Source organism: Paenibacillus typhae (assembly GCF_900099765.1).
GTDB lineage: Bacteria > Bacillota > Bacilli > Paenibacillales > Paenibacillaceae > Paenibacillus_AQ > Paenibacillus_AQ typhae.
In genome coordinates this window covers 231,272-245,085 of sequence record NZ_FNDX01000001.1, presented here as the reverse complement: position 1 = coordinate 245,085, position 13,814 = coordinate 231,272, and the positions used below count along the sequence as shown (strand labels likewise).

General features: G+C 39.7%; 11 protein-coding genes. All 11 read right to left on the bottom strand.

All coding sequences use genetic code 11. The features are described from left to right. Positions 1–20: 20 nt before the first annotated feature. The 11 genes from BLR64_RS00980 to BLR64_RS00930 all read right to left on the bottom strand — a co-directional run bounded on the left by BLR64_RS00980 (position 21) and on the right by BLR64_RS00930 (position 13,737). Entirely contained in the window at positions 21–842 is an 822-nt protein-coding gene (locus tag BLR64_RS00980) for a carbohydrate ABC transporter permease (protein ID WP_090711301.1), read from the bottom strand. Positions 843–844: 2 nt separating this feature from the next. Next, positions 845–1,765 (bottom strand): carbohydrate ABC transporter permease, encoded by a 921-nt coding sequence (locus BLR64_RS00975; protein ID WP_068728161.1) that lies wholly within the window; start codon positions 1,763–1,765, stop codon positions 845–847. A gap of 68 nt (positions 1,766–1,833) precedes the next feature. After that, entirely contained in the window at positions 1,834–3,123 is a 1,290-nt protein-coding gene (locus BLR64_RS00970; protein WP_090711299.1) for an ABC transporter substrate-binding protein, read from the bottom strand. A 194-nt stretch (positions 3,124–3,317) separates the two neighbouring features. After that, complete coding sequence (locus tag BLR64_RS00965; RefSeq protein ID WP_090711296.1) at positions 3,318–4,916, bottom strand: response regulator transcription factor; 1,599 nt, start codon at positions 4,914–4,916, stop codon at positions 3,318–3,320. Beyond that, on the bottom strand, positions 4,909–6,639 hold the full coding sequence (locus BLR64_RS00960; protein ID WP_090711294.1) for a sensor histidine kinase: 1,731 nt from the start codon (positions 6,637–6,639) through the stop codon (positions 4,909–4,911). The genes BLR64_RS00965 and BLR64_RS00960 overlap by 8 nt, the downstream gene beginning before the upstream one ends. 115 nt (positions 6,640–6,754) lie before the next feature. Further along, positions 6,755–8,698: a bile acid Fe-S flavoenzyme BaiCD gene (gene baiCD, locus BLR64_RS00955; RefSeq protein ID WP_244157570.1), complete on the bottom strand. Its 1,944-nt coding sequence runs from the start codon at positions 8,696–8,698 to the stop codon at positions 6,755–6,757. Between the two features lie 150 nt (positions 8,699–8,848). Continuing rightward, on the bottom strand, positions 8,849–9,433 hold the full coding sequence (locus BLR64_RS00950; protein WP_090711291.1) for a TetR/AcrR family transcriptional regulator: 585 nt from the start codon (positions 9,431–9,433) through the stop codon (positions 8,849–8,851). 1,361 nt (positions 9,434–10,794) lie between these two features. Next, on the bottom strand, positions 10,795–11,274 hold the full coding sequence (locus BLR64_RS00945; RefSeq protein ID WP_167360567.1) for an AAA family ATPase: 480 nt from the start codon (positions 11,272–11,274) through the stop codon (positions 10,795–10,797). Between the two features lie 302 nt (positions 11,275–11,576). Further along, entirely contained in the window at positions 11,577–11,942 is a 366-nt protein-coding gene (locus BLR64_RS00940; RefSeq protein WP_090711287.1) for a hypothetical protein, read from the bottom strand. 24 nt (positions 11,943–11,966) lie between these two features. After that, positions 11,967–12,341: a hypothetical protein gene (locus BLR64_RS00935; protein ID WP_090711285.1), complete on the bottom strand. Its 375-nt coding sequence runs from the start codon at positions 12,339–12,341 to the stop codon at positions 11,967–11,969. A 25-nt stretch (positions 12,342–12,366) separates the two neighbouring features. Next, positions 12,367–13,737: a hypothetical protein gene (locus tag BLR64_RS00930; RefSeq protein WP_208607104.1), complete on the bottom strand. Its 1,371-nt coding sequence runs from the start codon at positions 13,735–13,737 to the stop codon at positions 12,367–12,369. Positions 13,738–13,814: the final 77 nt, after the last annotated feature.

Here is a 13,814-nt window from a genome sequence, read left to right as displayed (position 1 = left end):
ACCTCCTGTATAATGTTAATTTATTCTTTCACACTCCCTGAAGCTACCCCTGAGATAATCCGTTCCGAAAAGATAAAGAACAAAATGAGTACCGGAATAGTTGCCATTACAGAAGTTGCCAGTGCTTTGTCCATGTTGAGCAGAATGTTAGATGTATATTTTATAACGGCGAGCGGGATAGTCTTAACCGAATCGTCTTGAAGCATTATCAGCGGCAGGAAGAACTGGTTCCAGATGTTAACGGACAGTACAATGCATAAGCTGACAATGACCGGCGAGGCCAAAGGAAACATTATGCGATAAAACACCTTCCATTCCCCGGCACCATCTATGCGTGCGGACTCCGCAAGCGCATTCGGCAAACCGGCAAAAAAATTAGAGAGCATCAGTACTGCCATCGAGATGCCGGCGGATAGTACCAGAATTACGCTCCAAGGTGAATTGATGAGGCCTAATTTCTTGATAATCAAGAATACGGGAACAACCCCAAGCTGCACTGGAAACATAAGGCCAACCAAAAAATACAGCATTACACCTTGTTTAAATTTAAAGGAATAACGCCCCAAACCATAAGCAACCATAGAAGCCAGTGCAACGATGATCAGAATTGTCATGATGAGTATAAACACACTGTTCCAGATGTTGATGCCGAAATGCTCGTCACGAAAAATTTTAATATATGAATCCAGGGTAAACGACTTCGGCCATCCAAGCGTATTTGACAGTACGTCTTGCTTGGTACGGAATGAATTCCAGATCAGATAACCGAGGATAAGTATTGTAAAGGATGAATATATCCACAGAATCAGCTTGGTTACATATAACTTTTTGATGTCAGCCATAATCAGTTCTCCTCCTTATACGTTAGTCTAAGCTGGATTAGAGCGACAACGAAGATTATGGCAAACATAACGCACGCAATCGTAGTTCCCATTCCAACAGAGTTTGTACTGACCGAGCCTCCCATGGCGCCGTTTGTTCCGAATGTAATTCTGTAGAAGAACAATGTCATAACATCCATCGAATTATTAATTCCTCCGCTTACACCACCCAGCAGATAGCTGAAATCAAACAATGTCATAGCAGCAATGTAGCTGATCATAGCTATATTCACGATACTGGAGCGAATCTGCGGAATTATAACCGAGAAGAAACGTCTCCAGTATCCGGCTCCGTCCAAATAAGAAGCTTCCATGACCTCATCTGACAGCATCTTCATGGCAGCTACGAAATAGATCATACTGAAGCCGACCCCGGCCCAGGCATTAATAATGAACAACGTAATGACTTCATACCCTGGTATTCCAAGCCAGTTCCGGGCATACTCGCCCAGCCCGATGATATTAAGCAGTTCATTGAAAATACCGATATTCTGATCAAAAACAAGTGTGGCCAGGAAGACAATAACACTGGTGGTAATAAATTGCGGTGCAAAGATCATGGTTTGAAAAATTCGATAGCCTTTGACACGGGTATAGATCACGTAGGCAAAATATAACTGGACAGGAATTAGGAGTCCGACATTAAGCACAACTAAAATAACATTATTTTTAAGCGCATTTAAAAATTGACGTTTTAATTCCGAGTTAGTAAAGAGTTCAATATAATTATCGAAGCCTACGAACACCTTCGCACCAAAACCGTTAGAATGGAACAGGCTGAGCTGTGCCGCAGAAAAAATCGGGTATATAACAAAAATCGAATACAGAATGAAACCAGGCAGAATGAACCACAGGTACGGCTTCTTACCAAACCACTGCAACATAGATAATCTCCTCCAAATTATCTGGACGGTTAAGCTGCTATGCTCAACCGTCCAATAAAAATATCTCTTTATTTCGTACGGAGCAGCGCTTCCTCTAACATATCTGCAGCTTGTTGCCCGTCAATTTGGGAAGTCAGCAGCATAGGGATTACCTGTTGCAAGAAAATGTCGGTCAGCTTAACCTCTTCTGTTGAGACATCTGTCAGAACGGAATAAATATTATGACCCAGTGAATCAAAGGCACTTAGCTCCTTAACCCCTTCGTCTCTCGGTGTGATGTCCTGCAGTGCAGGCACGGCGCCGGTTTCATCCTCAAACAGCTGCTGTGCCTTTTGGCCGGACAGGAATTTAACGTATTCAGCCGCTTCTGCCGGATGTTCAGTTGCAGCGGATACAGCGTAAGTAGTTGCATTGCTAAAGCTTTGCGGAGCGATACGCTCACCTGAAGCTGTTGGAATATAGAATCTGCCCAGATTCACCCCTGCTCCGACAAATGTCGGATCGTTCCAGGTTCCGTCTGCAATCATCGCTGATTTTCCGTTAGTAAAAGCCAGTTGCGCGCCGGCATTGTCCACTGACGCCAAATCCTTGGTGAAATATCCCTTATCCGCGAAATCCCTGATCGTCTGGAATGTTTTAATAATGTCTGGATCGTTAAATGAACCTGTTCCTTCTTTTATTTTGTTCAATGCTTCTTCTGCAGTTGACGGCATCATGGCAAAAGCAAGCCACGCCCGTTCAAACTCCGCTTTACCCGGCACGCTGAAAGGAGTGATTCCTTTGTCCTTGAGAGTTGCGGCCAGTGTGATGAACTCATCAAAGGTCGCAGGTACCGTTACTCCTTCTTTTTCAAAGATATCTTTGTTATAAAAGATCAGCTGCGAATCCATAAAGGCAGGCGGAGCAGCGTACAGCTTACCCTCAACCATCGCATACTCCAAGGCATCTTCTCCATACCGGCTTGTATCCATTTCATAACTGTCAAGCGGAAGCAGTGCTCCACTCTCAACGTAGAGCTTCATCTTCGGGGTTTTGTTACCCTGTACAAAGAATACATCCGGTAAAGAATTACTTTTGACAGCCGTATCAATTGCTGTTTCTGTTCCCGAAAATTGATAATTTAATTTAATGTTCGGATGCTCGTCTTCAAATGCCTTATTAATTGCGGTAAATGCAGATTCAAATGAGGATTGATTGGCCTGATCGCCCCAAACGGTTAATTCAACCTGCTTGCCGGTATCAGCACTGTTCCCGTTGCTAGATGCCGGGTTCTCGGTGTTGTTTCCACATGCAGCTAAAAGCAATACAGAAGCTCCCGTAGCCACAAGAAGTGCTTTTTTTGTTTTCCCCTTTGTCATCGATTCTTTCTCCCTTCATGTCTTGCGTTATATATTGCCTGTAATAATCATAGTTCACAAAATAGTAAGGAACCATGAACAGGTTTTTGTTTATGATGCCACTTTATTGGCTTATTCGAATTCACAGTAGCACAAAAAACCGGAACATTATGCTCCGGTTAAATAGCGTTCCATATTATTTGTTGATCATTCCATTAATTTAGTTTGGATACCTGAGAACTTTTAAATTCAGATACTGTCATTCCCGTTACCTTCTTGAATACCTTTACGAAATAATTAGAGTTGGGATACCCTACCCGGGAAGCCACTTCCTCAGCTGACAGCTGAAACTCTCTTATTAACTGCATCGACTTGCGTATACGGATCTGCGTAACATACTCCAGAAAAGTCATCCCCATTTCCTGGCTGAACCGGTGGCTGAAATAGTGTATATTCAAATTAACCATTTTTGCAGCTTCTTCAAGCCGGATACTATCCGCAAAATGTTCTTTAACATACACAAATACTGGTTCAAGCCATGGATGACGGCCAGGTTTTGATCCGGCTGAGGCTTCCAAATGTTCAACCGTTTCCAAAAAGGAATTCTTCAAGTCATTCCATGTAAGGAAGTGCCCTTTCGAAAAAAATGGAGACGGAACTGCACTTACTTCGTCTATCCCACTCAGCAAATTATTGTCCATGCGATCATTCAGATATACTTTCAGCATCCACTGAATCAGTCGGAAGGCCGTGTCAGGAGAATGAAGTCTGCTCAGCTCCTCTCCAACAACGTCCAGCCATTTCTTAAATTCAGTGTATGAGGCTTGTTTCATCAAAATTGCGAACTGCTGCTGCCACTGCTGAAGCTGTAACTCTATAGGCTCCGGATCAGGATCTCTTTCCAATTCGAAGCGGTACAATCCCGGTCCCTTAAAAAAAGAACACTCAAACATCTGCTCGGCTTGATTTCTTAGCATCTTGCATTCTTGGAAGCTTCGGCTCTCGGATAGGCCAGCCACAACTGTAATCGCCAGATTCTGTTTGACTGTATCTATCCATTCTTTTACCAGTCCGGTCAGCATCAGAATCTCTTCCTGTCCCTGTTCATCACAGAAGAGCAATCCATGAAAACTGCCCCGGTCAACACCAAGAGGGACAGCATATACCGTCTTGTTCATAAGATCCTGAAGCAGAAAACCCAGTGCGGATTGATCCGAAGCATGATCTGAGTGATTCACTAGCCAAGAATGGATCGTAACCCATCTGACTGAAGATGTATGCTTCAACATTTCTGAGAGTATAGGATAGTTTACCGGATCCATAACAACAGCAGGTGCAATAATCCCCGGAAGCATTCTCGAGTGTGTCATTAAACGCTGCTTCTCCTCGTCTAAGGCATTAGAATGGCTCCGTTGCATCTGCTCTTGTACGGCATTCTTTTTTTTATCGGTTAATCGGGATAGGGTAGCAATCAATTCTTCGGGATCAAAAAGATGCTTGGGGATGTAATCCTGGACGCCCAGTTGTATGGATTTACGTGTGTATTCAAATTCTTCATAGCTGCTCAGAACCAGAATAATCATGTCCATGTCAGCCTGCCTGATGTGACGGATCAATTCCAAACCATCCATTTCAGGCATGCGTATATCTGTCAGCAGAACATCCGGGGTTCCGTTCTGACAAAAGGCTTCCCAAGCCTCTTTTCCGTTCCGGTATACTCCATGCAGCTCATAGCCAAACGCCTGCCAGTCAATTATGGTCTGGAATCCAACCCGAACGAGAGACTCATCGTCAACAATAGCCAGCTTAATCATACGTCCCTCCCCCTTCTCCCATAATTGGCAGTCTAAGATCTACTGTTGTTCCAGTACCCGCCAGGCTTGAAATCTCCATTCCATGTTGCGGTCCGTAGAATATCTCAATTCTCTCTTTTACACTCAACAGCCCTATATGGTTGCTATTTCCGCTATTCAGGAGCTCATGAATTTGTTCTAACCGCTCAGGTTCTATGCCGCTGCCGTTATCCCAAATTCTGATGAGAAGCATCCCCTCCTCTTTCCGGGCTTCAAGGTGTATCTCTCCGGAATGATTGATGGAGGAAAGGCCATGAACAATAGCATTTTCAAGCAGAGGCTGAATCAGAAACTTTAACAGTCTGCACTGCGCAACCGTATCATCCAGTTCAACCTTGAAGACAAAATTCTGATACCTCACCTGCTGAATTTTAACAAATTCACGCATGATGTTTACTTCGTTTTCCAGGGTAACAAGCTCGTCAGTATCCCTGATTGAATATCGCAGCAAGTTGCTCAATGCATCAACCATTTCTCTAATATGATCCTGTTTTCGTATCATGGCCATCCAGCGTATGGAATTAAGCGTATTATACATGAAATGAGGCGAGAGTTGATTTTGAAGTACTTTTAACTGGACCTTCCGTTTACGCTCCTCACCCTTCCTGACTTCGGCCACCAAATTATAAATTTCATACATCACCGATATAAAGGTGTCGTTTAGCTGCATAATCTCCCGTGCACCTTTAAATTTTGATAACGCATTCGGTTGCTCCCCGCGTATCCCTCTTCTCATATTTGCCAGAAGTTTTGCCATTGGGATGACAATGTCTGTACGGATCAAATAGGAAGCAGCTAAGCCAAGAAGCAGACAACCGCCAGCCAGCCAAGAAGCAAAAATGCTCATTCGGTAAACAGTAGCATACAGAGTGTTCAGGGCGTATTCTGCTGTTAATGTCCAACCATTAAGTGAAAGCGTCTTTTTTAGCCGTAGTGCATCTGTAATTTGATTGTCCTGGATTTTCGGTTCTGTCAGGAGTACCTCTTGCTGATAGTCTGCCAGCTTAAAAGATGTGCTGGAGCCTGCCAAAGCAGAATGAAGAACCTCCCTAAATACGTCTGATGAAACTACAAGGTAGAAGGTGCCTATTGGACGGAAATTATCATCTTTTATAATACGGCCAAGTCTGAATGCGCCTATATTTCCAGAGTCAGAAGATTTGCTCTTCACAGTAGCCCAGTAAGCTGCCCCATTTGCGTTAATGATCTCCGCCAAGTCCTGCCTGTCCAGTGGCTCTTGACTATCCTGACCAATAATATATGTGCTCTCATCTGTTACAAATACACATCCAATGATCCGTTTATCATCCAAGCCGCCAATGATCGGCAATACACTTTTCTCCAGCTGCTGCTGCAGGCCCAGCTTCTCGAATTCATTATGAACTGGAACAGCAAGAGTGCGGGCCACCTCATCCGAACTCAGAATATGCAGGCTCACATTATTATAAGATTGTACTGCTGCTTCCAGTTTATCAACCGTCAGCTTGGCAATCGTCTCTGAGTAAGCTTCTGCGTTTGCCCGAATCGCTGTATTGTAATTTTGAGCAAGCAGACTAAGGCCAATTATAGAAGGCAACACAAATAGGGGAAGGTAAAATACAACAAGCTTTCTAGTCAGGCTCCATTTGTTCCATCTTCTATTTAACCATTTAAGTTTCGGAAAGCATTCTCTTGGTGCTGTCATAACGGGCTCCTGTCTGCTCCTTTATTATTTCAAAAATACATTATAAATGCTTAAAAGAACAACCCGGTTTTCGAGTTGTTCTTAAGTTTAATATGAATTATTGCTTCAGTTTTATTTAAATCATTCTGGCCACTTCATGCGCTTCGCTGACGGCGTTCAAAGCTCTGCGGGCACGTAATGCATCACCGACAACATGAATAGGGATTTGACGCTCATTGCAAAAATGCTGGAGCCCCTCATAGTTCCGTGACTTTGCCCCGATAGCAACAACAACAGAGTCACATGGATACTCAGAAACTTCTCCCTTGTTTTCAATGACTACGCCATACTCATTAATTTCAAGGCATTTGGTATTGGTCAAAAGATGGACTCCTGATTCACGAAGGCTTTCCATTACACAGATCGAGCGTAATTCCCCCAAGTCTTTAGCCACTTTATCCAGCATCTCAACTACAGTGATCTTAGAAGCCTTACCATGGAGGTATTCTGCAACCTCAAGACCAACCAGTCCTCCGCCAATAATAACGACTTCTCCGGAAACCATTGCTTCTCCAGATAGTACATCGTGCGAATTTGTAACCTTCGTCAACTGGCTTCCGGGAATATTTAGCTGCATTGGAGCTGCACCTATGGCCACAATAACTTCGTCTGGTTTAAGCTCTTCCAGCAATGACTCTGTAACCGGGCTATCCAGTCTGACCTCAATCCCCTCTCTAATTACTTGTTCTCCCCGGGATATAGCTGCTGCTTTCATCTCTTCTTTTCTTGGCGCTTCACCAGCCAGGGCAAACTGGCCGCCTAGAGCTCCTGTTGCCTCACATACAATCGGCTGATGTCCTCTGCGTTTAAGGACCATTGCCGCTTCCAAACCTGCGATTCCGCCACCAGCAACCACAACCTTCTTGGGATGATCTGTCATCATCAGTTTGTATTCCGATTCTCTCCCCAAAGCCGGGTTTCTTAAACATGTAATGTAAGGGACTTCACTTGAGACAAATCCGTCATAACAGCCCTGATTGCAAGCGACACACTGTACGATATCATCACTGTTTCCGGATTGGGCCTTCATACAGAACTCAGGATCAGCAAGCTGGGCGCGACCGATAACCACCATATCTGCTTTGCCATCCGCCAGGATTTCCTCTGCTTGACCAGGGGTATTAATACGTCCTACCGCAACAGTTATCATACCGGTTTCCCGACGAATTCTGTCTGCATTATCAACATTAAAGCCTCTTGGCAGGTCAATTGGAGGAACCTCATATTTTATTGCTGCAGATGAGAAGTTGCCACGCGAAACGTCAAGCGCATCTACTCCGGCAGCTTTTGACATATTACAGAATGCGATAACATCCTCTATACTCAGTCCGCCTTCCAGATAATCATCGTGCGCGTCAATACGCATAAACAATGGCATATCATCCGGTATATTCTGGCGGATAGACGAAATACATTCAATCAGGAATCTGGCCCTGTTCTGCAGGTCTCCCCCATATTCGTCGGTTCTCCGGTTAAAGAAGGGACTTAGAAATGAATGAGGGGTGTAGTTATGGCCTGCATGAAATTCAATGGCATCAAAGCCAGCTTGCACTGCCCGCCGCGCCCCTTCTCCAAATGCATTAGCCGCCGCTTTTAATGTCTCGATTTCTGCTCCGGGTATGGTATATTCTGTACCAGGCACAGGCACGGGACTTGGAATAATGATCATCTGCTCGGGATCACTGGCAACCGCCAATCCACCCAGCCACAGCTGAATTCCTGCCTTGCCGCCTGCATTGTGGATTGCATCTGTAAGCTGCTGTAAACCCGGGATATATTTATCCTCAGAAATGGCCAGGAACTTCTTAGGGGAAGCTGGAGCGTATACCGAGCATACCTCAGTGAAATTTAAGCCGCATCCTCCTTCTGCTCTGGCCACATGGTAATCTATAAGCTGCTGAGTAACGAAGCGTTCCTCATTAGGCATTTTGGTTCCCATGGCCGGAAAGATAATACGGTTTTTCAATTCTAAACCCCTGATTTTAATAGGACTGAACAAAGCAGGATAAGTCATAAACATTCTCCCTCACATTCTTTTTAACGGCGCGAAACTTTGTAATAAATTTCACATAATCAATTCGACTTGATTACTGACACCTTAAATATACCTGAGACAGAGAATTATAACAATATGTTTAAAACAAATTGTTTGAATTTTTCGCGAACTCTCTTATGTAGAAAACAACGAATGAATCAATAATTTAAGATACTCTATACGAGCTTCTTTGCTGGCCAAGATTAAACCATCTGTTTCCATAACTCCTTCGTATTCCGTTGGATAGTTAACAGATGAAGTGAAAATTAAATACTTGAATTTGAAGTTTGTCTCATCTCCTGGGATAAGATTGCGTAAGCATTCTTTGAGCAAGTTACCAATTTCCTGAGATAGATCAATAATTCGTTTTGAAGTTTCATCATTATCCGCACATTCTAAGGAATGCGTATGTATCACTCTGTTACCGGGAAAACGCAGTGAATATTCCATGATCTCATTTGCAGATAACAGCAGTTTCTCTTTTTCACTGTAGGTTTCATTTTGAAGTATTGATAATACGGCAAGGGTATTTTCAATGTAGAATTCTTTTACCAGTTTAAGCATTTCGTCTTTGCTTCTAAAATAATAATTAATAGCGCTCACGTTTACATTGGCTTCCTTAGCAATTGCCCTAATCGCAATATTACAGCTTTTATTCTTCCCCATTAGATAAAGTGCACGATCCAAAATTCGTTCCTCAATATTTTTTAACTCCCTCATTGATACCCCTCCGATAATTCACTCTTATGACATTATAATTAGAAACATTAATGATAAACAATAGATACTATTTTTCCAAAACTTTATTAAAATAAGACCTTTAAGTTGACACCACTTGTTCTTAAAAGGTAAATAGCAAAAAAAAACTGGATAACACCAAAAACTTTTTAAACTCAAAAAAGTCCTGTCTTAGGAATTCCCTAATCAGGACTTTTTTGCATCATTATATGCTCAAGAATTAATCATAGATCAAAATTAAACGCATAAATATTCTCAAATGAATTTTTATTCACAACAATGAATATCCGGAATGATTATCAATTAACGTGATTCACTTTTTGCAGCTTTCACTGCCATTTTTGCAGCATTGGTGATCCATCACAAATGTGACGTTCCATTTTAATTGAGAATTCACTGCTAGAAAACCCTTATATAATAAGGAATGCTGTTCCATTTTAAATGAGAAAAGTCAGCTCCATTAGTTAATTCCCTTCTTTTGTTCCATTTTAAACGAGAAAACGTACTTTTGGGCGTTATACATCATTATGCATAATATACATTCACAATATGCGCTCTATAATACGCAAATTACTATTTAATAATTTACAGTCACAACTTATGTCATTATATAATTTTTTCAATTAATCTTCATAACAAAAATAAACCAATCAAATAATTGATTGGTTTATTTTTAAATTTATAACCTGATAAGGAGAGAATTTATTATCTCCACCGGTTGGTTGTTGGTTCGTTTCATAAAATCATTTATATGAAAAGCTCTGTAGCATGATGTATCCATCGTTCAAAGTCAGTGCCCTTTTTCCATCAGGATAGGCAAAGAAATTATCTTTTTTAAAAATAAAGTCTGCAGTGTTGACTTTTTCTTCTCGTTGATAAACTTAAACCGTTTCATGGTTAATAGCACCAAATAATTTTGCTCCAAAATATTTTCTTTATGTTGTGAATTTGCATTGCTAGACGTGAGGAATGAAATTGTACTGAGGGGATTGATTAGGGGATTGATTTTATTGCTTTTGAAGAACACTCGAACTTACTCGTTGACGTTGGCAAGTGAATACGTGGCATTGATAAAGCTAAAATTTATTCGTTTTAGCATCACGCTAATTACACGTACATTCATGATAATTCCTGTTTCATCCATTTCGATACAATGCACCCACAGCGATGCAGACGAAGGCGTGCTACATGACTTTTATAAAGCCGTTTTTAGTCTGATCGTTCAAACTCTTTGTTACTAATATTCATAGTTACCTTGGCCATATTAGCATTTATTAACAGATTCAAAAATTGAATTACATAATAGTAAATTAATTACGTTCTTTATATTTTAACTACTTATTTTAAATTGCATACTTTTTTATAGTAGTATTACTAGAGAGGTAACCCTCTAATTCAGGAATATCTGTGCCTGACAGTATAAATTTAACATCTGCCTCATTTGCAAGATTGTGAAGAAGTTTAAAAAACCAATTCCTTTGATCACTACCTATAAGGTTTTGAATATCATCGATTATAATACTAGAGATGCCTTCATTTTTCATTAGCACTTTAATATGTTTCAAATTGTCTTCTAAACAATACCTATTACCTACATTATCACCCAGTGCACACAAAATTGTTAGACTAATTAATTTTTGGTATCTAGCAGCGTTAGCCGTCAGTGTCATATAGCAAGTGGAATCTTGTTCCATCACATACTCTTTTAAAACAGAAGTTTTCCCTTTTTTGGTTGGAGCTATAATAAAGAAAAAGGTATGGTTATGAACATCAATAAACGCTGAAATATCCGTGATTATTTTTTCAGGGTTTAAATACTCCATCTCATTCCCTCCATAAACCCTACATTCTCTTATACTTATTATCCCCATAATATTGTATCTTTAAACATTTCATTTATATTTACTTTGCAACGAAATTTATGAACAAAACTAAAAAACAAGACCATAACAGTCTTGTTTAGTAGCAGTTAGAATACTTAGATTTCATAATCCATCGACGACCGTATGTAGCTTCGTTATTTTATCGCCGCCCATGATGCCGATATGCTGGTTTACATCATATCCTTCTGCCTATTGATATCTTTCTTCATCAGTTATTTCATTCTTATAAATGTGAAAATAAATCAAGTATTTTCAACAGTTCGCCAGCGATAGGTTCCGTTAACATTGCCAAAGTATTTATTCTTAAATTGCTCCATTGCTGCTTTAAATTGACCCAGGACTAGAACAGCATCACTATTTTGTGGTAATAATTCATCATCCAATAAATCAAGGTAGTTTGTGCTTTTATCTGAGCTTAATACATCTTTAATATCCACCAATAACCTATTAATTATTTTTACTTTCAACGGATTCAATACACCGTCTTGCTTCTTCTTTGAGAACTCGCGCATTTCAAATAAAGCTGACTCTAGCATAGGTGCCAACATTTCAAATTTGGCTACTATTTCGACAGTCGGTAAATTTGTACTATCACTTCGTGATTTCATGTTAAATATTTCTCCTCCTTAAGTTTACCGAGATATCTTTTTTGGTGGTGCTGTAGGGATATCGGTTTTAACTCCATTCTTTTTCCAAAACCAGCGTATGTTATTTTGAACAATATTATCAGCTCGTAGTTTTTCTAGACAATTCAAATATTGTGATAAAATTAATAAGACATCACTATTAGTTGGAAGACTCTCTTCGTCAAAATGATCAAAATCTGAAAATGGTTTGTATTCTTCATCCAACAATTCATTAGCTTGAAACAATATTGGATTAATGATTTTTAGCTTAAATTTATTGATAGCATCATCAGGTTTTTTTTTAGATAGAATTCCTATTTCGTCAAATAAACCTTGTAATTGTGCTTGTGTTTTTTCAAAAAAACTAACATCAACATTCATTTTCAAATTCCCCCTTTAATATATTTTAGGATGGACAACTACGTTTAAATTCTAGGTATTTCTTCTTTATTACTTCAATTGGATGGCGCTGTTTACTTTCGTACACTGATGTCATCAATTTTAAATCCTCATCGGTTAATGCGATAATACATTTCCTTTGACCAGCCCAAAGATCAATAGTGTTTTTAAAAATAGGTTTGGGTAATGGATTTCTTGTGATAAGAATTCCAAATCTTCCAAATGATTCAGATAAATAACGATTAAGTTGATTGACATGGTCTCTTTCTACCTTAGCCACATTCTTTAATTCCATCACAATTTGCCTCGTTTGATAATCATCATAAATATCTTTCAAAAAATCATAAGATCGATTATTATAAAAAATTAAATCTCTAATTTGAGTTCCTGAATCAGTCCTGCTCTGTGTTTCAGCAAAATCCAAATACGGGTAAAGTGCTGATGCCATAAGTTGACAGACAGAATCTTCATATTTTTTATCTGCATTATCTGTTTTTCCGGACGGTAATTTGATAATAGAATCTAATTTTCTCTTAGCTGATATTATAGGTATCTGCTTAAACAAGGGGTCATTTTTACAATCCTCTAATGTCTTTTCTTTTTGCTTAACATAGTTTTGAACTACATCATAGTTTTTTCGATTAAATTCTAAAATTTCAACTCGTGTAGGTATGTTACCTTGTTCATATAAAATCTCTTTTACAAAATAACCATCAAAATAATCTTCATAATTAATCCATGGTATATATCTAAGCCAACGCTTTGGAACAACAAGTATGGGTTGTTTTGTTTCAGGGTTAACTGGCAAGTATGTGTTTTCTACTACAAACTGATTCTTTTTGTAGTCATATAAATTATTAATTTCCACTTTTTCAAGGGGTATTCGGTGACGATCGCTTTGCTGGATTGTGTAATCGATTAAGAACGACTTTAAAAAGTTGCAGGCAATATCACTTACTCTGTCTTTAGATATTTGATCAATGTAGAGCTGTATTTCTTCAAAATGAGTAAATCCATTCTTAGATATTTGAGGAACATTGGAAAAGAGATATGAAATTGAGAGTGCTGTCTTCTCGCTTATTCGTACTCCTCTTCTTTTGGAAGAGGATCCCATTCCAACTTCTGCACATTCTGAGGATGTCTTTAGTATTGTTAACGCTTCATTTTCTTGGCCTTTTTTCAAAAGATACCCTATATGATTAAATGAATTTGAAATTGCCGTATGTAATGAATTGTCTTGCATAGATGGAGACTTCCATAAAAGAAATGGATCCAAATATAAAGGAATATCTTCATTGAGGAATGGAATTGCAAAATCCACATCCTGCTGAGTAAATGCCAGGTCATGAAAATCGTTTAGTCTAGGCCTTATTAACATAATTTGGTCCTCCATCTTCGCAAACAAATTATTAGATATTACAATTAAGAATTCACTCTACTATTTCGCAGGAAATC

What these genes read in the sequence shown, in the direction of transcription:
- BLR64_RS00945 (WP_167360567.1), bottom strand. Translation starts at nt 11,274, where the DNA reads ATGGAGTATTTAAACCCTGAAAAAATAATCACGGATATTTCAGCGTTT.
- BLR64_RS00975 (WP_068728161.1), bottom strand. Translation starts at nt 1,765, where the DNA reads ATGTTGCAGTGGTTTGGTAAGAAGCCGTACCTGTGGTTCATTCTGCCT.
- BLR64_RS00950 (WP_090711291.1), bottom strand. Translation starts at nt 9,433, where the DNA reads ATGAGGGAGTTAAAAAATATTGAGGAACGAATTTTGGATCGTGCACTT.
- BLR64_RS00980 (WP_090711301.1), bottom strand. Translation starts at nt 842, where the DNA reads ATGGCTGACATCAAAAAGTTATATGTAACCAAGCTGATTCTGTGGATA.
- BLR64_RS00970 (WP_090711299.1), bottom strand. Translation starts at nt 3,123, where the DNA reads ATGACAAAGGGGAAAACAAAAAAAGCACTTCTTGTGGCTACGGGAGCT.
- BLR64_RS00930 (WP_208607104.1), bottom strand. Translation starts at nt 13,737, where the DNA reads ATGTTAATAAGGCCTAGACTAAACGATTTTCATGACCTGGCATTTACT.
- baiCD (WP_244157570.1), bottom strand. Translation starts at nt 8,698, where the DNA reads ATGTTTATGACTTATCCTGCTTTGTTCAGTCCTATTAAAATCAGGGGT.
- BLR64_RS00940 (WP_090711287.1), bottom strand. Translation starts at nt 11,942, where the DNA reads ATGAAATCACGAAGTGATAGTACAAATTTACCGACTGTCGAAATAGTA.
- BLR64_RS00965 (WP_090711296.1), bottom strand. Translation starts at nt 4,916, where the DNA reads ATGATTAAGCTGGCTATTGTTGACGATGAGTCTCTCGTTCGGGTTGGA.
- BLR64_RS00960 (WP_090711294.1), bottom strand. Translation starts at nt 6,639, where the DNA reads ATGACAGCACCAAGAGAATGCTTTCCGAAACTTAAATGGTTAAATAGA.
- BLR64_RS00935 (WP_090711285.1), bottom strand. Translation starts at nt 12,341, where the DNA reads ATGAATGTTGATGTTAGTTTTTTTGAAAAAACACAAGCACAATTACAA.